Genomic DNA, 22,293 nt, shown 5'->3' on the forward strand with positions numbered 1-22,293 from the left:
CGTTGCACGCCCTTCCCTCCAATCTGTATGTCGTAGTCAGACAGGTAAATCAACCCAGGCCACCGCGCCCGGGTATTTTCATGATGATAAAACTTTCCGGGGCGGGTGTTGATGAGATTACGTTCACTGCAGGTTCTCTGTCTGCTCAACTTCTTTATCGCTGATGTCCGAGACGGACTTGGGCCGTTTTTAGGCATCTTTCTGGTTTCCCATCACTGGCGGGCGGAAGAAATTGGTCTGGTGATGACGTTGGGCGGTCTGGCAGGACTGTTGGCCACGTTCCCCGCGGGGATGATCGTCGATGCCACCCGTTATAAACGTCTGTTAATTATCACTGCCTCCCTGCTCATTACCCTGAGCGCGCTCGCCCTCTGGTTTTTCCCGACGTCGGCCGTGGTGATTTTATCGCAAATTATTACCGGTATCGCGGCAGCAATCGTCGCGCCCACCATTGCCGGTATCACCTTAGGCATCACCGGTCAGAAAGGGTTTTTGTCACAGATGGGCCGAAACGAAGCCTTCAACCACAGCGGCAATATGGCGGTTGCGGTGCTGGCGGCGTTCACCTGCTGGATCTGGGGCACCGGGTCGGTATTTTTACTGATGACTACCATGGCGGTCTGCGCCGTGGTGTGCACATTAGCGATTAATAAAAACGATATCGATCATGATGTGGCGCGTGGGATTGAAAAGCACGAAGGCCCTGCCGTTTCTGTCTCAGTTCTGGCATTGCTGAAGCGGCCTGAACTGGCGGTAACGGGGATAACCCTGCTCCTCTTCCACCTGGCCAATGCGGCACAGCTGCCGATGTTAAGCATGCAGGCCGCCTCTTCTCCCGCAGGTTCTCTGTTCACGCCTGGCACTTATGCCGCTCTCACAGTCGCGATTTCTCAGGCGGTGATGATCCCCGTGGCACTGCTTACGGCGAGGTACGCCTCACAGTATGGCTACGCCAGGCTTATCGTCATTGCGCTGCTCGTGTTGCCTTTTCGGGCAGCAATTGCGTCGTTCTGGAGCAATGAATTCGTTTTATTTCCCGTGCAGGCGCTGGACGGCGTCGCTGCCGGTATTTTGGGCGTGGCCGTCCCCGGACTGATTGCCGCACTGTTTAATGGCTCAGGGCATATCAATGCGGCGCTTGGGCTCGTAATGTTACTGCAGGGACTGGGCGCCTCACTCAGCCCGGCGTTGGCTGGCACCATTGTCAGCCACACCTCATGGAGCTTCGCTTATCTTATTTTGGCGGCCATCGCGCTCTGCGCCCTTTGCATCTGGCTGCTATTCAGCAGGCACGTGTTTGAATCACTTCAACCTGAGCAAAAGACGTTGATGGGGGATAAGTGAGTTGAAAATCGATTGGCATAGCGCATTACTGACACGAACCACACGCGTCGATAAAAACTACAAAAATACCCAGAACGTTCGTCGTTTTATGGTTAAAGAGTGTGGGGAAGACTTTCGATTCGATCGGGAATTCATGATGTGGATACGTAATGAAGATGCCAAAACATTGGGGGACGTGGCAGACGAGTGGAAGCGCAGACGTCTGTCCTAATCATGCCCGCGCCAAAAGGGAATGCCTGAATGCTAATACCGCCAGATTGGGATAGCGTTGTGTTTTTGCACAGCCCGTGACTTGCGGATAATTGCATTTACCCATCGCCGCGTGCACGCCATCGATGCCCATATCAGGACGCTTCCACTGGGTAAGATCCGGTGGCGGAGGGCATCCTGTCAGGAGGAATACCGATGTTATCAGCAGCGTTAACGTCATTAGCCTGAATTTTCATCGCATTTAATTCCCTTTGGTGTTGTTTCAGCTATCAATGATTGCATCGATTAAACAAAATCACATGCTCCTGGTCTTTTCTCTAGCCTGTATTCCCATGACCGATTACAGCGAGTTTCTCCCTGGAATACCCGCTAATGTCATGCTGAAAAACGCGAGGAGGCAGTATGAAATACAGAATTTCCGGTCTGAGAGCCGAACAGTTTATCCCTCTTTTTGGACAGAGCGATAGCTATCTGAAAAGAGCCGGTGCAATCAGACAAACCGTAGATAGCTATCCTGGCTATCCCGACAGAATATCATTGTGCGAGATACCCGCTGGCGAAAATGCCATTCTTATCAACCACATCTATCAGCCAGCAAACACGCCCTATTTCGGCTCTCACGCAATATTTGTATGGGAAGGATGTACCAAACAAGGCGATTACATCAATGAATTACCCGAAGTAATGAAAACCCGGGTTCTCTCCTTACGGGCCTATGACAGCAAACACTTTTTGATACAGGCAGATATCTGTGAGGGCAAGTTTGCTGAAAATCTCATAAGCCGTTTTTTTGACGATCCGCTAATTAGTTATATCCACATACACAATGCGAAACAGGGATGTTATGCCTGTTGCGCTGAGCGTGCTGAATGAACCTGCTGAGATAATCAATATTGGACCGGGTTTGTGCGAGTGACGGACTACAGATACTGCTCCACCTTCAGGTGATGTGCAGCAGCATCCTTTATTGATTTAAGAATGATTCTACCGCGCTGGAAAACCGTTCTGGCGGATCAAGCATGACAAAGTGAAAACTGTCATCGATCCGCGTGATATGGAGTTTAAATGTAATCAGCGATGGCCTCTACTGCCGGAGCGACGACCTTTCCCTCTGGATTGGAAATAGCAGGCGTACTTGCAAAGCCCGCAAGCTCAACAAGATGAATGCGGTGGCTCATACGTAAAGTTGATGCTAAATCGGCCCAAACTTCGCGAGACGATGCCAGCCCCGGAATCAATATGACATCAGGGCCAGATCCTTGCGTCTGCACAGAGATACGCTGCGAATTCGAATACTCCGAAGGTGTCGACATAGACTGCGTTGCGGACGCTGTGACCAAGACTGACATCAGTAAAACAGCCCCTCCGATGGTGGCACGAATATTTGCGGCGGGCATGAGTTAAGTCCTTGTTATTTATCCCTGATAAAACGGGGGAAGCTGACAAGGGTTTATCATAAAAGATAAAATCATTAAGGGAGGGATACAAGGGCTTTGGAATGTGCCAGTTACCGTTCTTCACTGACAGCGATAAACGTTAGTCGGCTCTCGCTCATAGCGGACATCCTGCCCCGTTAGCCTGTCCGCTTCGTTCCAAAAGCGGATATCCCAGGACCAGGAGAGTGAATCAACGAGAACCGGCTCTAAGGGCAGAAGATCATGACCGGCGAGATAAATGCCGGCACTAATTTTCAAAACCGTTTCTGATCAACTGCGCTGTCCCCTTAAGCAACAGTTTATGCAGCACGTCGTCAACCTCAGCCCGTTTATGTTCCAGCAAAGAGGAGATATTATCTTGGGTGATAGCGTCACCTTTTTTTATAATTTTCAGCACGGCATACCCTATTTCGCAGGCAATCACCCGGGCCTTTTCTTCATCCAGAATCATTATTTACCCCATTGTGAATAATCGGGGATTCTAACATGAAAAATAAGATATAGCAGGGTCGAAGAAAAACCCTTAACGCGACCGCACCGGATCACCGGAATGTGCATTCTGACTGAAGATAAGTAAAAAAATACGGACGCAGGATACCGCACGATTAGATTCATTTATCTGATGATTATTACTTTCCCTGGCCTAATGCGTTTACGTCTTAATAATCAACACGCTAGCCCATACTCTGTGCAAGGGCATGTTGTTGTACAACGCGCATGATAATGAATTTAATGGATTATAAGCCAATGCCAGGCGCAAGCTGCCCTGTGACGTAAAAGAAAAAACAGAACATGCATTTTATATATAAAAAATCCCTTCTTATTTATTAAGTTTAACTTATACGGCAGGGAGTTGTTTTATATCGCCGTGTAATAAAATTGAAACAATTCATGCTCACAGTTAACGGTAGAAATAAATCAGACAGCGCAACATGCCAGGCAAACCGTGCTCTGGTAATAAACGGGAAGACAGGTTAACAGACATGATCAGCCAAAACGTAACTGTGGGTCCGCTGGACAGCCATATTTTCATATTATCATCCGCCGGTGAATTGTCTTCGCCCGCCTTGAGGGACGACCGATCTGTGGCCGGTCTCTGTATCAGAAAAGGACCGGCGATCGTTGTGGTCAGTGCCCCGGAGGGCATAACTGCAGACCAAAAATTAGCTGGGATCCTGCGGTATTTTGAAGAGGATGAAAAGCGGCCGCTGATGATATTCCCGCAGACACGCCCTGAAGACGATGAAAAATTCAGGGCAATATCCAGCGGGCTAGAGGCCGGTCACTGGGTGTTTGTCACCCTGTCCGGGCCGGTTACGGGTCATCCCGACACCGTCATCCACAGGATACGGTCCTGCTTACGCGATGCACGGCCTTAATAATCAAAACGGCCCCGAATAAACCACGGGGGGAATTCTGCCCTGGTCGTATGACTGCACTGTGCCGACCGCCGACGTGGCAAACGCCCGAGCGAGTAATGAATAAATAGGGAGCTACCTTTAGCTGCGACTGAAAACCAGCTTCAGGCCAGCAATAGCAAAGCAGCAGGCTAACAACGCATCAAGCCCGCGGCGGATACGACGATAAAATGCGCTCATTAATGCCGTTGAGAACAGCAGCGCGTAACCGCAGAACACCGCCACGCAAATAGCTGCACAGCCGAAGATGATCATGGGCAAAGTATAAGCTGCCGCACCTGGTTTGAGTGCTATAGACATGATCGCCACCCAGGTGAGGATCGCTTTAGGATTGCCAACGTGCATCAGGATACCCTGACGGAAAAGTTCGCCATACGCGAAGCTTTTATCATGGGTCTTGAACACCGTGGGATCAGAAGGCGAAAGTGCCGATTTACTCGCTTTGAACGCCAGCCATAACAGGTATAAACCGCCGCCGATTTTTAACACGATCAGCAATTGCGCGAAGGTCGACAGCACGGTTAGCACGCCGCAGGCAGCCAGAAGTGCCCACATCATCGACCCACCTATCACGCCACCAGCCAGAGCCAACGCCGCCCCACGGCCCTTATTCATTGCCGTAGCCATAATAGCCATGTTGCTCGGTCCGGGGCTGGCAGTCGCGATAAAGTAAGTGGAATAAATCAGAATTAATTCATGGGATAGCGCCATGTTTTCCTCAGCGGTAAGGTTGTCCTTTGCGTCTGTTATATCTATTCGCGCAAATATTTACTATATCCTGTCGCTGATTTCTTCACCTGACAGGGAACAACCCTGCCGACCCGATATAAGAGGAAAAACCATGCGGACAGTTTCTATTTTTAAAAACGGTACTAACCGCGCGATCCTTCTGCCGCGCGATCTGGACTTTGAGGGCGTCAGCGAACTGTAGATTGTTCGCGAAGGCGACAGCATTATCCTGCGTCCCGTCCGGCCGACCTGGGGCTCGTTTACTCAGCAGGAGAAAGCTGATGAGGACTTTATGGCCAAGCGTGAGAACGATGTCATCGATGAAAGATGATTTCAACCACGAACAAAACCGATATGCTTGATACCAATATCTGCTCGTTCATTATGCGCGGGCAGCCGTAATCCGCGCCATAGCAGCCGGTGTAATCCTGGTGATAAACAATACGAGAGAGTTTGAGCGGGTGCCCGGTCTGGTATTAGAAGACTGGGTTAACTAACGATGCCTGAGTGGCCTGTCATCGCTGGAACTGGCGACAGAGGTTCAGGACCCGCACAGGAGTGGAAGCTCAGCATAGGTGATTCATTACGATAAATTTGTTACGAGACCGGCAATCTGCTGCTACTTCTCTAATCTCTTTGGTATGGAAATAAGATGCTTTTACCCGTTTTAATTTTTACACAAACCCTCTACCCATCGTCATTTCAACTATGAATCGTCCGCTGTTTGTCTCTCTGGACGGCCCCAAGGGAGTCGGTAAAACTACACTGTTGGAGGCCATAACCCAAGTACTCAGGGCTGATAACAAAAAGGTGATCCGGCTGTGCGAGAAAAAAAGCGATCCCTGGAGGAAAGAGACCATGGCCCTGGTAAACAGATTTGCCAGAAATCCCGCCATGGATTTGGAACGGGAAGTTTGTGAGCGCTTTGCTGATAGCCGTGCATGGATCTCCCGGCATGTGCTGGCTAAACAGCCAGCGGGTAGCATCATCCTGATGGATCGCTGGTACCCGTCGGATGCCGCGTTTCGCCGGATGGTTCCCTTTGCAGAGATTTTACAGCTTAACCTCGAGAGAAACGTGCGAATGCCAGATCTGCATGTCGGGGTGGTCACAGCGCCGGAGATTTCATGGGCCAGGGCCGCAGCCAGAACGCGTGGGCTAAGCAGTACGGTGATCCACAAGCTGGACGAACATGTCGCGTGTACCGAGGCGTTCGAGCGAGAAGTTGCAGATAACGGCTGGGTTTTATGCCGTAATGACGGACCGCTCGAGGTCGCAACGATGCACGTGGTTTCTGAGATCACCAGGGTGCATGGGTGCCTGTAAGCATCGATTTTGCGGGCAGATCATCTCAAACAAGATCTTCCTCCTCGCCTGTCCTCACCCGTCGACGATGGCAGTCGCCAGGCGCCAGTTTATTGCCGTCAGATGAGCGGACCTCCAGCGACTGAACCGGTTCTCCAAGCGCGTTATCAACAAGGACGGAATGTATTTCGCCCTTCTCAAACAGATTGCGCTCGCCCCACTGGCGGATTGCCACCACGATGGGGAAAATACTCCGCCCTTTATCGGTAAGAACATACTCTGAATACGCGCTACCGTCTGAGGCCGGACAGATCTCAAAGACCCCGATATCAACCAGCTGTTTCAACCGCGAAGACAGAATATTTCGGGCCAGCCCTAAATTCTTCTGAAACTCACTAAAACGGCGCACATCATCAAATGCCTCACGAATAATCATCAGGCACCAACGTTCACCAATCGACTCTAAGGTCCTTGCAACGGGACATTCGCTGGTCCGGAGTGATTCCTGCTTTGCCATCCGTTTTATCTCTTCATTTACGAAAACAGGTTCCAGCATACCTCCCCGGAAAAGAGGTTGCAAAAAAAAACCACTCAGGTAAGTTCTTGGCAATGTAGTTTCAAAAAGAAACCAGAGAGGGTGGTATGGACGGTAAGGCAGAGACGCATTCTGACGTTGTAAAACAGACATCTGTCGCAGGTGACAGAGAGATTTCACCGTGGATAACCTTTTTGTTCTCACTCACCTGCGCCCTGGCGGTGGCAAATGTCTATTCTGCCCAGCCCCTACTTGAATCCATGGCAAGCAGCCTGAATGTTGAACCCGGTCTGATTGGCAGCGTCGTCACCCTCACCCAGACAGGCTACCTGGCCGGCTTGCTCTTTCTGGTTCCACTTGGGGATCGGCTGAACAGAAAAATCCTTGTTATTACCCTGCTGGGATTTTCAGTAGTGGCCCTGATCGCGGCCGGATTAGCTAAGAATCTGCCGATCCTGCTGTGTGCGATGCTTTTGATCGGCTTGATGGCGGTCGTGGTTCAGCTGATGGTTGCCTGGGCAGCAATACTGGCAACGCCCCACAAACGTGGCGCGGTGGTAGGTCAGGTGACCAGCGGCATTGTGTTGGGGATCCTGCTGGCCCGCTTTATTTCGGGAACCCTTGCCGATCTTGCCGGTTGGCGGGCGGTGTATCTGGTCGCAGCCTGCCTGATGATGCTCATTGCATTCGTGCTGGCGAAAGTGATGCCAGCCTCCCCGCCGCCGGTGACCAAACCCCGCTGGTCCGCTCTGATGCTGTCTGTCTTTCGCCTGTACAGGACGGAACCTCAGCTCAGGACGCGTGGCGTTTTGGCGCTGCTTATCTTTGCGGCTTTCAGCATGCTGTGGACCACCATGGTTATGCCGCTCAGTGCCATGTCGCTTTCACATACGCAAATAGGCATGTTTGGTTTAGCGGGTATTGCGGGCGTGCTGGCCGCCTCGAAAGCGGGATTGTGGGCAGACCAGGGTAAGGGACGGCGCGCCAGCGGCGTCGCTCTGGCACTGCTGACACTCTCATGGCTCCCCATCGCCTGGGCCGAAACATCGCTGTTATGGCTGATTATTGGCGTCATCGTGCTCGACTTTGCGGTACAGACGGTACATGTGATTAATCAGAGCATCATCATTTCAGCCAGGCCCGCAGAGGCAAGCCGCCTTGTGGCCGCTTATATGTGTTTTTATTCGGTCGGTAGCGCCGTGGGCGCCCTTGCCGCCACTCAGCTCTATGCGCTCTGGGGATGGCCATCCGTTTGTATCGCGGGTGCATTGGTCAGTGCCTGTGCGTTTATCTTATGGTCAGGAATACCTAAATCATGAAAATATCTCATCTGCTGCTCGCGATCCTGATAACCGCCATCTGGGGGATTAACTTTTCAGTGATTAAGATCGGACTGAGTTCGGTCGATCCCTTTATTCTGGCAGGAATACGTTTCACGCTGTGCGCCTTGCCGGCATTATTCTTTATTAAAAAACCGGATGTCCCATGGCGCTATATCATCGGCTATGGTCTGGTTTTTGGGATCGGTTTATGGGGACTGGTGAATCTGGGGATTAAAGCCGGGCTTTCTGCCGGAATAGCTTCACTGCTGCTGCAATTCAGCGCCTTCTTTACCATCTTACTGGGAAGTGTGGTGTTTAAAGAAAGCCTCACCCGCTATCAAATTGCGGGCTTCGCTCTGGCCTGTACGGGTTTGCTGAGTATTGTTTTCATCACTGATGGTTCCGTGACGTTCACAGGGACGCTGCTGGTACTGGCCGGCGCGATAGCCTGGAGCATCGCCAATATTATTATCAAGCGTTCCGCGACCAAACAGATTTTTGCCTTCCTGGTCTGGTCGAGCGCCTTTTCACCCCTCCCCTTTTTCCTGCTGGACTGGCTGGTCAACGGTAGCAACGGATACACTGCGCTCGTCAGCCACGTTGATTATCGCGCTGTGCTGTCAATATTATTCCAGGTTTATCCTAATACGCTGTTTGGCTATTGGGTGTGGAATTCCCTGCTGAAGCAATACCCGATTTCTACCGTGGCCCCCTTGTCGCTGTTAGTTCCTGTGTTCGGCATTCTGGGATCGATGGCGATATTTGGGGAAGCTATCTCGTCGCTGAAGATTCTCGCGCTGCTGCTGATTATCTCCGGGTTGGTTGTGGGACTGTATGGTTATCGGCTCAGGTGTTTGTTACCTAAAAAGGCAGTCATTTCTCAGCGACGAGGACGAAGATAAAATCAACCCTTTGGGGTTAATCAGCTCCCTGGGTGTGAAGAAAAGCCAGACCGCCGCGCTGACCAGATAATCAGCCAGGTAAAGAACAATAAGAGGATCAACAGGGATGAAAACCCTCTTACTCCTGTTAAGTTCAACAGCCCCGCGCCCACCAGTCCGCCTCCGGCAATGGCAAGATTCCAGGCGGTTACCAGCATCGACTGGGCGACATCGGCGGCTTCACCGGCCGTTTTAGCTACCGCGGTCTGGAACAGCGTTGCCGCGCCACCAAATGCCAGCCCCCAACCGGCGGTGGCGATGAATACCAGGGCTGGTGTTCCCATTGCCAGTATCAGCATAGCGAACGCAAACAGCGCCGTGGCGGCCAGCGTTAATTGACCGAGCCACCGGTCAATCATCAGCCCAACACCCCAAATGCCGACGATCGAAGCGAGACCAAACACCAAGAGAATCGCGCTGATATTGTTGCCCATGTTCAGCTTTTGTAGCAGGGGAGCGATGTAGGTATAAATAATGTTGTGCGCAAGAACAAATATCAGCGTGGCGGCAAGAACAGGTCGGATGCCCGGTGCCAAAAAAACACGCCTTAACGACAACCGTTTTGTCGCGGGCTGACCGGGAAAGTCCGGCACGATGAACAGGATCCATCCCATCAAAAAGAGCGTCATGACGCTGATGATATAAAAACAATTACGCCATCCAATGTATTCACTGAGCCAGCTCCCCAATGGAATACCCACTGAGAGAGCGAGAGGTGTGCCAACCATCGCCAGCGCGATGGCCCGCCCTTTAAGCGCATCCTGCACCAGACGGGCGGCATAACCGGCTATCAATGCCCACAGCAGCCCTGCCGAGACGCCTGCAATAAACCTGGCGGTCAGCGTCAGCCAGTAACTGGCTGAAAATGCAGTGACCGTATTGGCCAACGCGAAGCCGCCAACCGCAAAAAGAAGTAACGGCCTTCGACGCAGGCTTTGCGTGGCAAGCATCAGTGGAATGGCCGCCAGCAGAGAACCCAGCGCATAGACTGAAACCAATTGCCCGGCGAGTGAATTTGAAATAGCCAGACTGTGACCAATCTGAGGCAGCATCCCGGCAGGTAATGCCTCGGTAAGAATAGTAATAAAACCGGCGAGGGCCAGTGCGCAGAGGGGAGAGAGGGGCAGTTTGTCAGCCCTGTTTTGTTGAATCGCGTAAGTTTTCATCCCGCATATACCGCGGTTTTTTTGCGAGAAATAAGTAACACAATCCCCGTCAAATGCTGCCGTTCAATTGCCTGTTTAACGACATTTGCTATCGCATCACCACCGTTTAGCCGGTGAGTAATCATATTCATAAGGTTTTTCCACGCGTTGCCAAAGAGACCGTTACCTTATCCGTGCCTTTATTAAAGAAAAACCAGGGTATAGTTCCCTTTACTCCGGAATATATTTCTTGAATGGATGGCGTAATGGAAAGTCTGAGTGGCATCGACGTATTTGTGCAGGTAGCGGAAACGCGGAGCTTTGTCAGTGCCGGGCGCCTGCTTGGACTTTCAGCCTCGGCAGTGGGAAAAAATGTAGCCCGGCTTGAGGAAAAACTGGGCGTGCGGTTGTTCCACAGAAGCACCCGAAGTATCACGCTGACCGCTGAAGGACTGCTCTTCCTGGCGCGATGCAGGCGTATTATCGCGGAAATTGAAGCGGCGCACCTGGAGCTATCACAGGCCAGAAGCAACCCCTCCGGCAGGCTGCGCATCAGTCTGCCACTGGTCAGCTCATTAATGCTGCCCGTGCTCGGTGATTTTATGCGCCAGTATCCGGAAATCAGCCTCGATCTGGACTTCACTGATAATTTGGTAGACGTCATCCAGGAAGGTTTTGATGCGGTGATCCGCATGGGAGAACCCGCAGATTCGCGCCTGTCCGCCAGGCGGCTTGGGTATTTTGGCAGTGTGCTGGTTGCGTCTCCGGCTTATCTGTTGGAGAAAGGCCTGCCGCAATCTCCCGACGATCTCTTACAGCACAGTTGTCTGCACTACCGTTTTTCACATACCGGCAAGTTAGAAAATTGGCCATTGCATCTGGCCGGACATCTGACCCTGCCGGTGTCGATGGTGTGCAATAACATCGAAACACGTGTCTGTTTCGCCCTGCGTGGGCTTGGGATTGCCTGGCTGCCGGATTTTGCCGTACGGGCGTTAATTGCAGAGGGAGAACTGGTTTCAGTACTTGATGAGTTTATCGACTGGCAGGGCACTTTTCATATCTTATGGCCTGCGAGTCAACATGCTTCACCTAAGATCCGGGTATTAGTCGATTTCCTCACAGCACATTTCAAAAAAAACGCGCTGAGCCTGCTCAAGGTTAAATAACTATCAGGCACCGAAGCCTAAAAGGTGGCAGCACAGGGCGCGTTGGCCGGGTGTATGCCGCAGGGTTGCGGCATCCCTTTTATCCCGACCCTTATTCCTGACCAAACAACGGAATCGCTTTGCCGGTGATATAGCGCTTACGCAATTTGGCAGACACGTAATCCATCGCCATCACGATCACCACCAAAATCAGGGTGATAAACATCACCACATCCCAGTTCCATAAACGCATATTCTCGGCATACACCAGACCCACGCCGCCTGCCCCGACAAAGCCTAATACCGCCGCTGAACGGGTGTTCGACTCAATCTGATACAGACTCAATGCCAGAAACGCCGGGAAAGACTGGGTGAAAATCGCGTAGCGGTGCTTCTGCAACGCGTTCGCGCCCACCGCATTCAATCCCCTGCCCGGCGAGCGCTCGACCGCTTCGTGCCCTTCCGCATACAGCTTGCCCAACAACCCGACATCCTGCATCACAATCGCCAGCACCCCGGCCAACGGCCCCATCCCGACGGCGCGGACAAAAATCAGTCCCCAAATCGCCATATCAATGCCGCGCATAATATCCAGTACACGCCTGACCACCAGCGCCACCGGCCGCAGCGGCTTCGATGACATCACATTGCGCGCCGCAAGGAACGACACCGGTAACGCCACCAGCGTGGCGGTGAGGGTGCCGGCAAACACGATCGCCAGGGTGATAAAAATCTGGTTGAAGTAATAGGCGAACGGCCAGTTGGCCACGTCATGCCAGACAAACATCCGCAGGAAATAACGGCTGATTTGCAGCGAACCGGTGGCGATCTGCGCCCAGCTAATGCCGAACATGTTAAAAAAGAAAATGTAGTAAGCCAGAATGCAGGCCGCCACCATTCCTGTCCGGCGCAAATAACGGCGCTGAACAGAAAACAGTTCGCTGTGCTGCGCTTTCAGGCTGTTTAATGTCTCTGAACCGGCTAGTGCAATCATGCTGCTTTCCCCTCAACCACCCAGCGGCGTAACCGCCCGGAGAGCGTATCCAGTAACGACACCACCACGATAATCAACAGCATGGTCATGCTCACCTGATCGTAACGATCCAGTTTGATATTGGTCATCAGCTCCTGACCTATCCCACCGGCACCCACCAGCCCCAGAATGGTCGACTGACGGAAATTCACCTCAAGACGCATAAAGCTGTACGACAGAAACACCGGTTTTACCTGCGGCCACAAAGCAAAGCGCATTCGCTGCAACGGCCCGGCACCACAGGATGCCAGCCCGCGTCCCGGCTTGTCGGACGCACTCTCAATCGCTTCATAAAACAGCTTGGTCAGACTGCCGATGGTGTGCAGTGCCAGCGCCATAAAGCCGGGGATCACCCCAATGCCAAAGGCCATCACAAACATCACCGCCCACGCCAGCTCCGGCATGGTACGTAAGAAGGCCACCGCCGTGCGAATGGCATAGCGCACCGCCACCGGCGACTGGGTATTATCCGCCGCCAGAAAGGCGAGGATCACCGCGACAATCACCGACAGGATGGTGGCTGCTAACGCCAGATTCAGCGTCTCCCAGATTAACGGCAGCTGAATATGCAGACGGTAACCCCAGTACGCCAGCGATCCTTCCGTGTGCCCATCGGCAAACAGCAGCTTCCAGTGCAGAACGGGGACGGTTTCGGCCAGATAATCGAAGAAATGCGGAAGGGACGACCAGACGGTGGTCAGGCTGAACTCAGAAAGGGTGCCGGAAGCCAGATACAGTGCCAACAGCACCAGTGACCAGAGCACCGTATCGCGTTTTTGCCTGCCACGGATCTGCTGATAATAGCGCTCGAACTCAGTGTTTTGCATACGGAACTCTCTTGTGGCAACGCCCTGCTCACAGCACAGGGCGTTGTCCGCAGTGACAGCTTAACGCGCGCCCTTGGTCAGCTCGCGTTTCATATCGATGATGTTTTTGTAGTCAGCCACGGTGGCTGGCGCAATGTGCTGCGTGCCGCCCATCGCCTTGATAAAGCAGCTGTGGTTGCTGGTATCCAGCTTCTTGATGGCGGTAATCAGCTTCGCTTTGAATTCCGGATCCAGCTTGTTGCTCACCAGGATTGGGCCGTTAGGAATTAACGGCGATTCCCAGATAATGCGGATTTGCTTCATCAGGTCCGGGTGATCCATGCGGATCATGCGGGTGAACGCGCCGCTGGTGTAACCGGTGTTGTAATCACCGATCATTGACGCCCAGGTCACCGCGCCTTCGAACTGGCCGTTCAGCACGCCTAACACGTCCTGCTCATGGCCACCGGAGAAAGTCACGCTTTTGAAGAAGCCGTTGTACTTATCATCCACGCTGCCGCCAAACTCTTTCTTGAACGCCTGGTTCGGGATCAGGAAGCCAGACGTCGAATCCGGATCGGCCATGCCGAACGATTTGCCCTTCAGGTCGGACAGTTTTTTGTACGGGCTGTCGGCCTTGACGATCACCACCGAGTGGTAACCGGTTGACTTGTCGGTGTCGTCCGCCGCGATGCCGACCACGTCCACCGCTTTCGGATCGTTGATGTACACCGAAGCATAAGACGACGGTGACATGCTCAGCACCATATCCACTTTGCCGCCCAGCAGGCCCTGGATCACGCCAGAGTAGTCGGAAGAGTTGCGCAGCCTGGTATCGGTACCCAGCTCTTTATCAAAGAAATCCTTCACGCACTGGTTATCACCAATCTGCTGCGTGGCGTTCTGACCACCCAAAATGCCTAAGTTCAGTTCCTTTGGCGTGGCAGCCTGAGCAACGCCAGACGCCATCACGCTGGCCAGTACTGCCGATAAAAATAATTTTTTCATTGCTGAGTCCGTATCCCAAAAAGGTCTTAGTTAAGTTGCGTCATCTCTTCGCCATACAGCGTATGGAGAAGATCTTCTGTTAACTGCGACGGATGCCCGTCAAACACAATGCGCCCCTTGGCAATGCCAATGGCGCGGGTGCAGTACTCTTTCACCAGCTCAACCGAATGCAGGTTGACCATCACGCTGATGCCGTTGTCGCTCACCTGACGCAACACATCCATAATGCGGCGGGTGTTTTTTGGATCGAGGGAAGCGACCGGTTCGTCGGCCAGCAGAATCTTTGGGTTTTGCATCAGCGCACGGCAAATCGCCACGCGCTGCATCTGTCCGCCGGACAGGTTCTCGGCGCGTTGCAGCGCCTGCGGCAGCATATTCAGCCACTCCAGCAGGCCAATCGCACGGGCACGATCCGCATCCGGGAACACTTTGAAGAAGGATTTCAGGGTAGAGGTCTGGCTGAGACGGCCAAGCAGGACATTGGTGAGCACATCGAGGCGCGGAACTAGGCAGAAGTCCTGGAAAATCATCCCGCATTCGCTGCGCCATTCGCGCATCTGGCGCGCATTCAGCTCAACGATGTTCTGCTGCTGACCGCCGTCGCGGTAATTAACAATTTCACCGTCCGTGGCCGGTAAGGTGCCGTTCAGCACGTGCAGCAAGGTGGATTTCCCCGCGCCGGAACGGCCAACCACCGCCACCAGCTCACCGGCGTGCAGATCGAAATTGATGTCGTGCAACACGCGTTCCTGCGCGTTATAGGCTTTGCCGAGGCCCTTCACTGCCAGAACTTTTTTCTGTGCTGCCCGTAGCGGTGTGACGTCAGGAGCGGGAGCCGGTTTTAAAAGTGCCTGTGCCATAATATTTCCCGTAGTGAGTCAGGCGTTACGCCTTGTGCGCCCTATTAAGGGTGAGTGGGGTGACGTTTTAATGACAACGGGATGATGAAAGCGTGACGCCGGAATGTGAAAGAGAAAACCCCAGCGCCATCAGGCCGTTTACGCCGCGGGCTCGGCCAGCAGCGTCAGAAAAAGGTCCAGCGTCTGGCTGAGCGGACCGTCGTTATTCAGCATCGTGCAGCACGCGGGCGCCCCTTCCGCTGCGCGGCGCAGCCGAAGGGCAATCTGCTCTTCGCTCTCCCTGCCCCGCTGACGCAGACGCTGGGCCAGCACCTCAGGCGAGACCTGCAAACAGACCGGCAGCAGCTGCGCGCCGTAACGCCGCTCGACGGCCGGCAGATGCAGCCGTGAACCGTTCACCACCACATCCAGCCCTTGCGATAGCCAGAAGTCGATCTCGATGCCCAGCGCGTAGCTGTGCTGATGCGCCTGCCAGTCAATGGCAAACAGCCCCTTCGCACGCCGCCGGCTGAACTCGGCCTCGCTGAGGGCGACATGGTTTTCGCCCCCGGCGTCGGCGGCGCGGGTGATGTAGCGATGGGCCACCAGCACCCCGGCGGGAGCCGTTTCCCGCAGCGCATCAAGCAGGCTGTCCTTGCCCGATCCTGACGCGCCCATCAGCCAGATCAGCCTGGCCATCAGTAAACGGCCTTGCCTTTCGCCCACACCGACCGCACGTAAACCTGCTGGTTATGCTGCTTAACCAGCACCAGATCGGCGCGCTTACCTTCGGCAATCACCCCGCGATCGTGAAGGCCAATTGCGCGGGCCGGATTGCGGGTCACCAGCGCAATGGCCGCCGGCAGGTCGTAGCCATTGTTCGCATCGTTAGCGATACGGAAGGCCGCATCCAGCAGGCTGGCCGGATAGTAATCGGAGGAGAGGATATCCAGCAGCCCCAGCGCCGCCAGCTGATGCGCGGCCACGTTGCCGGAATGCGAACCGCCCCGCACGATGTTCGGCGCGCCCATCAGCACCTGCAATCCCTGCTCGCGGGAGGCTCTCGCCGCCTCTTCGGTGGTTGGGAATTCCGCAATCACGCTGCCGACCTGCTTTGACTCTTCAACGTGGGCCAGCGTGGCGTCGTCATGACTGGCCAGCGGAATGTGATATTTGCGGCACCAGGCAGAAATCCCTTCGCGATTCGGCTTCGACCAGCGCTCGGCATAGCGCAGCTGGCTGGATTCAAACTCATCCATTTCCGCATCGCTCAGGTTGTATTTGCCCTGGAAATAGACGCGGTACTTCTCCAGCGAGGTGTACTGACGCTGGCCCGGCGAGTGGTCCATCAACGACACCAGCGACAGTTCCGGCGTGCACATCAGCTGCTCAAACAGCGGCTGGGTGGAGTCATGCGGCAGTTCGCAGCGCAGGTGCAGGCGGTGCTCGGCGCGATTCAGGCCGTGCTTTTCGCTGTAGCGAATGGCGTTGATCATCTTCTCGAGATTATCCAGCCGGTGGCCGCCGTCACGCACGTCGCCGACCCCAATCGCATCCAGCACGGTGGTAATGCCGTTGGCCACCATCAGCGCATCGTGGCTGCTCATCGCCGAGTGGGCCGGCCAGTCCACCTTCGGACGTGGGGTAAAGAATTTGTCGAGGTTGTCGGTGTGCAGCTCGACCATCCCTGGCATCAACCAGCCGCCTTCGCCGTCGATCGCGCCGGGCAGCTGGCTTGCGGTGTCCGAAAAGGCCCGGATCACGCCGTTTTCACAGGCCAGCGATCCGTTGACCACTTCATTTTCCAGAATCAGTTTGACGTTGTTGATGATCATAAGGCGCTCCCGGTCACAGGGTTCATCACATGCAGACGGTTGGCAATACGGTCGCGCACCGCGCTATCGTGGAAGATGCCCACGATGGCGGCACCGCGATCGCGGGCTTGTTCAATCAGGCTGACCACCGCGGCGCTGTTGGTGCTGTCCAGCGAGGCGGTCGGTTCATCCAGCAGCAACACCGGATAATCGGCGATAAAGCCACGGGCGATGTTTACCCGCTGCTGCTCGCCGCCCGAGAAAGTTGACGGTGCCAGCCCCCACAGGCGGGAAGGCACATTCAGGCGGCTGAGCAGGGCTTTGGCGCGCTCCTCGCTCTCCTGACGATCCACTCCCCGTTCCCGCAGCGGCTGCGCCACCACATCCAGGGTGGTGATGCGCGGGATCACCCGCAAAAACTGGCTGACCCAGCCGAGGGTGTCGCGGCGCAGGGCGAGGATCTGTCGCGCCGGCGCGCTGACCAGATCGATCCATTCCTGCTGATGCCTGACCCAGATATGCCCGCTGTCCGGTAAATAGTTGGCGTACAGCGAACGCAGCAGCGTGGATTTCCCGCTGCCCGAATGGCCGTGCAGCACCACGCATTCCCCCGCCGCCACCTCCAGGCTGGCATGCTGTAAAACCGGAAGCTCGGCACCGTGCTGATTATGCAGCACGAATGTTTTCGACAAATTTTCGACGCGAAGTTGAAGAGTCATGTTTTATTCCAGAGTTAACCCAACACCGAAGAGACCAGCAGTTGCGTGTAAGGATGATGCGGATCGTCCAGCACCCGATCGGTCAGCCCGCTTTCCACCACCTCACCCTCTTTCATTACCAGCAGGCGATGGGCCAGCAGCCGCGCGACGCCCAGATCGTGGGTGACAATCACCACCGCCAGATTCAGATCCCGCACCAGGCTGCGCAGCAGATCGAGCAGGCGCGCCTGCACCGACACGTCCAGCCCGCCGGTTGGCTCATCCATAAACACCAGCTTCGGATGCGTTACCAGGTTGCGGGCAATCTGCAGACGCTGCTGCATGCCGCCGGAGAAGGTGCCTGGCAGATCGTCGATGCGCGACAGCGGGATTTCGACATCTTCCAGCCACTGGCCGGCCGTTTCGCGGATATTGCCATAATGGCGCTGGCCGACGGCCATCAGCCGCTCGCCGATATTGCCCCCGGCAGACACCTGCGGACGCAGGCCATCCATCGGATACTGATGGACCACGCCCCATTCGGTGCGCAGCAGCCGGCGGCGATCGCTCTCGCTTAAGGCGTACAGATCCTGTCCCTGATAAATGATGTTGCCCTGCTGCGGTGCCAGGCGCGCTGAAATTGCCTTCAGCAGCGTGGTTTTACCGGAGCCGGACTCGCCGACAATGCCCAGCACTTCGCCGGGATACAGCTCGAACGACACGTCGCGGAAGCCTTTGCCTGGCGCATAAAGGTGGGTTAACTGGTTAACGGCCAGCAGGGGGTGTTCGCTGATCATGCTTGGTGTGCCTCTTGTTGCTGGTGGCAGTAATCGGTGTCGGAGCAGACAAACAGTCGGGTCCCCTGATCGTCGAGCACCACTTCGTCCAGATAGCTGTGCCGTGAACCGCAAATCGCGCAGGGTTCTTCCCACTTCTGCACGGTGAACGGGTGATCGTCAAAGTCCAGGCTTTCCACCTTGGTGTACGGCGGCAAGGCGTAGATGCGCTTTTCACGCCCGGCACCAAACAGCTGCAGCGCGGGCATCATGTCCATCTTCGGGTTGTCGAATTTCGGGATTGGCGACGGGTCCATCACATAGCGATCGTTGACCTTCACCGGATAGGCGTAGGTGGTGGCGATATGGCCGTAGCGGGCGATATCTTCATACAGCTTCACCTGCATAATTCCGTACTCTTCCAGCGCGTGCATGGTGCGGGTTTCGGTTTCGCGCGGCTCGATAAAGCGCAGCGGTTCCGGGATTGGCACCTGGAAAATCAGGATCTGATCTTCCGTCAGCGGCGTTTCCGGAATGCGGTGACGGGTCTGAATCAGGGTGGCATCCACCGTGCGCTCTGTGGTCGCCGCGCCGCTCACCCGCTGGAAGAAGCGACGGATCGAGACGGCATTGGTGGTGTCGTCCGCGCCCTGATCAATCACCTTCAGCACATCGTGTTCGCCAATGATGCTGGCGGTCAGCTGGATGCCGCCGGTGCCCCAGCCATAGGGCATCGGCATTTCGCGGCCGCCGAACGGCACCTGATAGCCGGGAATGGCCACCGCTTTCAGGATCGCCCGACGAATAGTGCGTTTGCTCTGCTCATCAAGGTAGCCGGGGTTATAACCGCTCAGTTCAGTCACGGTGCTTCTCCTGGTATTCGGCACGCAGGCGGTTGAGCAGCTCAAGCTCGGCCTGGAAATCAACATAGTGCGGAAGCTTAAGGTGCGAGACGAAGCCCGCCGCTTCCACGTTATCGGCGTGGGACAGCACAAACTCTTCGTCCTGCGCCGGGCTGGTCACGCGCTCACCGTGTTCGCCGGTTTGCAGCGCGCGATCCCCCAGCGCCATCGCCATGGCTTTCCGTTCGGCGCGGCCAAACACCAGGCCATAGCCGCGCGTCAGGTGCGGTGCCTTATCGGCAGGCGTGGTGAAGCCGTTGACCATCTCGCATTCGGTCAGCAGGATCTCGCCGATATCCAGCGAAAAGCCCAGCTCTTCCGGCGCGATCTCCACCGTCAGATAGCCGGTGCGGATTTCCGCGGCAAACGGGTGATTACGTCCGTAGCCGCGCTGGGTCGAGTAACCCAGCGACAGCAGGAAACCTTCATCGCCGCGCACCAGCTGTTGCAGACGGGCGGAACGCGGCGACGGATAGGACGGCGGATCGCGGGTGATGTCCACCGGTTCGCTGCCGTCATCCTCTTCCCGCAGGGCCAGCCCTTCGCGCGTCATCAGGTCAAAGGTATGCGCGCAGCGTTCATCCAGCGGCTGTTCGGCACGCGGCGCAGCGGGCGCTTTACCTTCCGCCAGCAGGGTGAAATCCAGCAGGCGATGGGTGTAGTCATAGGTCGGGCCGAGCACCTGGCCGCCGGGCAAATCCTTGTAGACGGCGGAGATGCGACGTTCCAGCCGCATATTCTCGGTGGCCAGCGGCAGGCTGTCGGCCAGGCGTGGCAAGGTGGTGCGATAGGCGCGCAGCAGGAAGATGGCTTCCACCAAATCGCCTGAGGCCTGCTTAATCGCCAGCGCCGCCAGTTCACGATCGTGGATGCCACCTTCGGTCATCACCCGATCGACCGCCAGCCCAAGCTGCTGGTCGATCTGCTGGCACTGCAGTTCATCCTTGCCTTCGCCACGGCGCAGGTTTTCCTGCAGCTGATGGGCGGCTTCAATCGCCTTCTCGCCCCCTTTAACGGCAACGTACATCAGCAGACCCTCACGTCAGTGGTGCGTGGCAACGCCATCATGTTTTCGCCACAGGTGAAAATCAGATCGATGCCCTGCGGGAAGCTGTGCGGGCGCTCGCGCAGATACTGCAGCACGCCTTCCGGCAGCTGCGGTGCAATCGCCCGCGTTTCCAGCAGGCCGGGACCGCTGAGGCGCAGCGTCAGCCCGCCGTTCAGGCTTGGCACTTCGATAATCACCGTGGTGCTTTTCTCTGGCGAAACGTTATTGCCTGCCGAAAACTGCCCAATCGCGGTATCGGATTTGGCATGCAGCAGCGCAAACGGCGCGTCGGTCTGTTCGGTTACCGGCGCGCCGGTGTGGAAGCGCAGATTGGTCAGCAGCGCCTCGTCATTCAGGGTGCTGTCGAGGTAAACCGGCGTTTCCCGGTCGACCAGCGTCATCAGTACCGCGGTGGCGGCGGAAGATACCCGTCCCCAGGCCGGCAGCTGCGGCAACGAGACCATCACGCCCGGCTCGCTCATGGCTTTCAGGATGCGGCGAAATGCCCGCTGAGAATCGGCAACCGGATGGGTAAAGCTGGCAAGTAAGGTCATTAATTATCTCCCCGGACAAGGGTAAAGAAGTCGACGCGGCTGCTGGCTATTTCGCGGGCACGCTGGGTCAGAAGCTCCTGGCGGGCGGCGGCCAGAGGCGCGATGATCTGTTGCTGGATCCGTTCGGCGCTGCTGCTCTGTTGCAGCAGGGCATCCAGTACTGCGCACAGTTCGGCATGCGCTTTATTACGGCCAATCACGTAGCTGTAACCACAGATGCCGTCATCCAGCCGCACCACGGCGCGGGTGACGGTGGTATCGCCCACAATAAAGCGGCGACCGGTGCCGCCCATTCTGGCCTGCAGGCGGGTCAGACCGGTTTCCGGCACCCTCAGTTGTTCGTAATGCGGATGAAGATTCAGCGGCTGCCAGTGGGCCAGCAGCTGCGCGGGCTGACAGTGAGCCAGCACCGACAGCCAGCGCTGTCTTGCCTTGATCGGATCCATTCAGTGCTCCAGCGTCAGTTCAATCATGTCGGCGCGCGTCAGGCTGACGGAGTATTCCGCCAGTTGCTGCTCGCCGGTGGTGTTAAGCGTGCGGACGCACAGCAAAGGCGAGTGCAGCGCGACTTCCAGCAGCTTGCTCTCCTTAGCCTGGGCGCGACGTGCGGTAATGCGGGTCTGCTTGCGGGACAACGCCAGCGACAGGTTCTGTTGCATATAGTCATGCAGCGATCCGCTGTTGAACTGTTGCAGGCTCGGCCACCAGCGCAGGTCGGGAAGATAGTGATTAATCACGCACACCGGCACGCCGTTCAACCGACGCAGGGTGCGCAGATGGATCACCGTGTCGCCCTCAACGAGGCCGAGTGCGGCGGCGATTTCCGCATTACAGGGACGCAGCACCGCCAGCAGACGTTCGCTGGTGGGATGACTGCCCTGCTCCAGCAGGTTCTGGCTGAAGCGCGCCTGCGAATGCAGCGGATAGTTGTACGGACGCATCAGCACCAGGATGCCAACGCCCTGCCGCCGTTGAACCAGGCCTTTATTGACCAGCTCATCCACCGCGCGGCGCAGCGTATGGCGATTGACGGCGTAGCGCTCCGCCAGCTGTTTTTCGGAAGGCAGGTATTCCCCGCAGCGGTAGGTGTTGCTGAGTTCCGTTTCGAGCTGGGCGGCAATCGCCTGATATACAGTGGTCGGATGTCTGGACAGGTTCAGCATGGAAAAATCCTCAATCACAGGGAGGAGGCGGTGTCGCGAGACGGCAATGCTCTGGCGACCTGACTTTTTCAATGCAGGTATGTTGCGTGCGCAATGTGACAGCGGGGTTAAGGCTAAGT

27 protein-coding genes and 2 pseudogenes are annotated in these 22,293 nt (G+C 55.7%); 10 read left to right on the forward strand and 19 right to left on the reverse strand.

The annotated features are described in order from the left end of the window. Nucleotides 1-111: 111 nt before the first annotated feature. The 3 genes from E2F51_RS20790 to E2F51_RS20805 all read left to right on the forward strand — a co-directional run bounded on the left by E2F51_RS20790 (nt 112) and on the right by E2F51_RS20805 (nt 2,427). Nucleotides 112-1,344 (forward strand): MFS transporter, encoded by a 1,233-nt coding sequence (locus E2F51_RS20790; RefSeq protein ID WP_134824433.1) that lies wholly within the window; start codon nt 112-114, stop codon nt 1,342-1,344. A gap of 1 nt (nt 1,345) precedes the next feature. After that, nucleotides 1,346-1,555 carry a DUF6434 domain-containing protein gene (locus tag E2F51_RS24150; protein ID WP_134824434.1) on the forward strand — a complete coding sequence of 70 codons (210 nt, stop codon included), beginning with the start codon at nt 1,346-1,348 and terminating at the stop codon, nt 1,553-1,555. Nucleotides 1,556-1,956: 401 nt separating this feature from the next. After that, nucleotides 1,957-2,427, forward strand: coding sequence for a DUF1203 domain-containing protein (locus E2F51_RS20805; protein WP_134824436.1), 471 nt, complete (start codon nt 1,957-1,959; stop codon nt 2,425-2,427). 188 nt (nt 2,428-2,615) lie between these two features. Here the strand turns inward: E2F51_RS20805 and E2F51_RS20810 are convergent, their stop codons facing one another. Continuing rightward, complete coding sequence (locus E2F51_RS20810; protein WP_245174143.1) at nt 2,616-2,951, reverse strand: alpha/beta fold hydrolase; 336 nt, start codon at nt 2,949-2,951, stop codon at nt 2,616-2,618. Between the two features lie 286 nt (nt 2,952-3,237). Beyond that, entirely contained in the window at nt 3,238-3,441 is a 204-nt protein-coding gene (locus E2F51_RS20815) for a hypothetical protein (protein WP_013202751.1), read from the reverse strand. 532 nt (nt 3,442-3,973) lie between these two features. Here E2F51_RS20815 and E2F51_RS20820 point away from each other — a divergent pair. Next, the gene (locus E2F51_RS20820; protein WP_134824437.1) at nt 3,974-4,369 is read left to right on the forward strand and encodes a hypothetical protein; all 396 of its coding nucleotides are present in this window, start codon (nt 3,974-3,976) and stop codon (nt 4,367-4,369) included. Nucleotides 4,370-4,489: 120 nt separating this feature from the next. Here E2F51_RS20820 and E2F51_RS20825 read toward each other — a convergent pair whose 3' ends face one another. Next, nucleotides 4,490-5,119: a LysE family translocator gene (locus tag E2F51_RS20825; RefSeq protein ID WP_013202753.1), complete on the reverse strand. Its 630-nt coding sequence runs from the start codon at nt 5,117-5,119 to the stop codon at nt 4,490-4,492. 130 nt (nt 5,120-5,249) lie between these two features. Between E2F51_RS20825 and vapB the strand changes: the two are divergent. The 3 genes and pseudogenes from vapB (at nt 5,250) to E2F51_RS20835 (ending at nt 6,463) form a co-directional block, all read left to right on the forward strand. Next, nucleotides 5,250-5,468 (forward strand): annotated as a pseudogene (gene vapB / locus E2F51_RS20830) (type II toxin-antitoxin system VapB family antitoxin). Nucleotides 5,469-5,544: 76 nt separating this feature from the next. After that, a pseudogene (locus tag E2F51_RS24155) lies at nt 5,545-5,634 on the forward strand (VapC toxin family PIN domain ribonuclease); the annotation flags it as partial. Nucleotides 5,635-5,845: 211 nt separating this feature from the next. Beyond that, the gene (locus E2F51_RS20835) at nt 5,846-6,463 is read left to right on the forward strand and encodes a dTMP kinase (protein ID WP_134824438.1); all 618 of its coding nucleotides are present in this window, start codon (nt 5,846-5,848) and stop codon (nt 6,461-6,463) included. A 25-nt stretch (nt 6,464-6,488) separates the two neighbouring features. On the opposite strand, the gene E2F51_RS20840 is transcribed toward E2F51_RS20835, so the two are convergent. Then, nucleotides 6,489-6,959: a helix-turn-helix domain-containing protein gene (locus E2F51_RS20840; protein ID WP_134824931.1), complete on the reverse strand. Its 471-nt coding sequence runs from the start codon at nt 6,957-6,959 to the stop codon at nt 6,489-6,491. Nucleotides 6,960-7,084: 125 nt separating this feature from the next. Here E2F51_RS20840 and E2F51_RS20845 point away from each other — a divergent pair, with 125 nt between their 5' ends. Both E2F51_RS20845 and E2F51_RS20850 read left to right on the forward strand, forming a co-directional pair. Continuing rightward, nucleotides 7,085-8,296 (forward strand): MFS transporter, encoded by a 1,212-nt coding sequence (locus E2F51_RS20845; protein ID WP_245174144.1) that lies wholly within the window; start codon nt 7,085-7,087, stop codon nt 8,294-8,296. Further along, nucleotides 8,293-9,201, forward strand: a complete 909-nt coding sequence (locus tag E2F51_RS20850) for an EamA family transporter (protein ID WP_134824440.1) — start codon at nt 8,293-8,295, stop codon at nt 9,199-9,201. Before E2F51_RS20845 ends, E2F51_RS20850 begins: the two co-directional genes overlap by 4 nt. A 20-nt stretch (nt 9,202-9,221) precedes the next feature. On the opposite strand, the gene E2F51_RS20855 is transcribed toward E2F51_RS20850, so the two are convergent. After that, nucleotides 9,222-10,406 (reverse strand): MFS transporter, encoded by a 1,185-nt coding sequence (locus tag E2F51_RS20855; RefSeq protein WP_134824441.1) that lies wholly within the window; start codon nt 10,404-10,406, stop codon nt 9,222-9,224. Further along, entirely contained in the window at nt 10,403-10,537 is a 135-nt protein-coding gene (locus E2F51_RS24210; protein WP_256372236.1) for a hypothetical protein, read from the reverse strand. The genes E2F51_RS20855 and E2F51_RS24210 overlap by 4 nt, the downstream gene beginning before the upstream one ends. Before the next feature lie 114 nt (nt 10,538-10,651). On the opposite strand from E2F51_RS24210, the gene E2F51_RS20860 reads away from it, so the two are divergent. Next, a complete protein-coding gene (locus tag E2F51_RS20860) occupies nt 10,652-11,554 on the forward strand; it encodes a LysR family transcriptional regulator (RefSeq protein ID WP_134824442.1) in 903 nt (300 codons plus the stop codon). 91 nt (nt 11,555-11,645) lie between these two features. Here E2F51_RS20860 and phnE (E2F51_RS20865) read toward each other — a convergent pair whose 3' ends face one another. From phnE (E2F51_RS20865) to phnF, 13 genes are all read right to left on the reverse strand, one after another. Beyond that, nucleotides 11,646-12,527 (reverse strand): phosphonate ABC transporter, permease protein PhnE, encoded by an 882-nt coding sequence (gene phnE, locus E2F51_RS20865; protein WP_134824443.1) that lies wholly within the window; start codon nt 12,525-12,527, stop codon nt 11,646-11,648. Next, nucleotides 12,524-13,393, reverse strand: coding sequence for a phosphonate ABC transporter, permease protein PhnE (phnE, locus tag E2F51_RS20870; protein ID WP_134824444.1), 870 nt, complete (start codon nt 13,391-13,393; stop codon nt 12,524-12,526). Before phnE (E2F51_RS20870) ends, phnE (E2F51_RS20865) begins: the two co-directional genes overlap by 4 nt. 60 nt (nt 13,394-13,453) lie before the next feature. Beyond that, nucleotides 13,454-14,380, reverse strand: a complete 927-nt coding sequence (gene phnD, locus E2F51_RS20875) for a phosphonate ABC transporter substrate-binding protein (RefSeq protein ID WP_053142307.1) — start codon at nt 14,378-14,380, stop codon at nt 13,454-13,456. Between the two features lie 26 nt (nt 14,381-14,406). Continuing rightward, complete coding sequence (gene phnC, locus E2F51_RS20880; protein WP_013202765.1) at nt 14,407-15,240, reverse strand: phosphonate ABC transporter ATP-binding protein; 834 nt, start codon at nt 15,238-15,240, stop codon at nt 14,407-14,409. Between the two features lie 138 nt (nt 15,241-15,378). Further along, complete coding sequence (gene phnN, locus E2F51_RS20885; protein ID WP_134824932.1) at nt 15,379-15,918, reverse strand: ribose 1,5-bisphosphokinase; 540 nt, start codon at nt 15,916-15,918, stop codon at nt 15,379-15,381. Next, a complete protein-coding gene (gene phnM / locus E2F51_RS20890; RefSeq protein ID WP_134824445.1) occupies nt 15,918-17,054 on the reverse strand; it encodes an alpha-D-ribose 1-methylphosphonate 5-triphosphate diphosphatase in 1,137 nt (378 codons plus the stop codon). Before phnM ends, phnN begins: the two co-directional genes overlap by 1 nt. After that, nucleotides 17,051-17,752, reverse strand: a complete 702-nt coding sequence (phnL, locus tag E2F51_RS20895; RefSeq protein ID WP_134824446.1) for a phosphonate C-P lyase system protein PhnL — start codon at nt 17,750-17,752, stop codon at nt 17,051-17,053. The genes phnM and phnL overlap by 4 nt, the downstream gene beginning before the upstream one ends. A 14-nt stretch (nt 17,753-17,766) precedes the next feature. Beyond that, nucleotides 17,767-18,528 carry a phosphonate C-P lyase system protein PhnK gene (gene phnK / locus E2F51_RS20900; RefSeq protein WP_053142301.1) on the reverse strand — a complete coding sequence of 254 codons (762 nt, stop codon included), beginning with the start codon at nt 18,526-18,528 and terminating at the stop codon, nt 17,767-17,769. After that, nucleotides 18,525-19,370, reverse strand: coding sequence for an alpha-D-ribose 1-methylphosphonate 5-phosphate C-P-lyase PhnJ (locus E2F51_RS20905; RefSeq protein ID WP_013202770.1), 846 nt, complete (start codon nt 19,368-19,370; stop codon nt 18,525-18,527). The genes phnK and E2F51_RS20905 overlap by 4 nt, the downstream gene beginning before the upstream one ends. Next, nucleotides 19,363-20,436 (reverse strand): carbon-phosphorus lyase complex subunit PhnI, encoded by a 1,074-nt coding sequence (locus E2F51_RS20910; protein ID WP_134824447.1) that lies wholly within the window; start codon nt 20,434-20,436, stop codon nt 19,363-19,365. The genes E2F51_RS20905 and E2F51_RS20910 overlap by 8 nt, the downstream gene beginning before the upstream one ends. Next, nucleotides 20,436-21,011: a phosphonate C-P lyase system protein PhnH gene (gene phnH, locus E2F51_RS20915; protein ID WP_053142296.1), complete on the reverse strand. Its 576-nt coding sequence runs from the start codon at nt 21,009-21,011 to the stop codon at nt 20,436-20,438. Before phnH ends, E2F51_RS20910 begins: the two co-directional genes overlap by 1 nt. Next, complete coding sequence (gene phnG / locus E2F51_RS20920) at nt 21,011-21,457, reverse strand: phosphonate C-P lyase system protein PhnG (protein WP_013202773.1); 447 nt, start codon at nt 21,455-21,457, stop codon at nt 21,011-21,013. Before phnG ends, phnH begins: the two co-directional genes overlap by 1 nt. After that, nucleotides 21,458-22,174, reverse strand: a complete 717-nt coding sequence (gene phnF / locus E2F51_RS20925; RefSeq protein ID WP_209215455.1) for a phosphonate metabolism transcriptional regulator PhnF — start codon at nt 22,172-22,174, stop codon at nt 21,458-21,460. Nucleotides 22,175-22,293: the final 119 nt, after the last annotated feature.

It is taken from the genome of Erwinia sp. QL-Z3 (assembly GCF_004551645.1).
Classification (GTDB): Bacteria; Pseudomonadota; Gammaproteobacteria; order Enterobacterales; family Enterobacteriaceae; genus Erwinia; species Erwinia billingiae.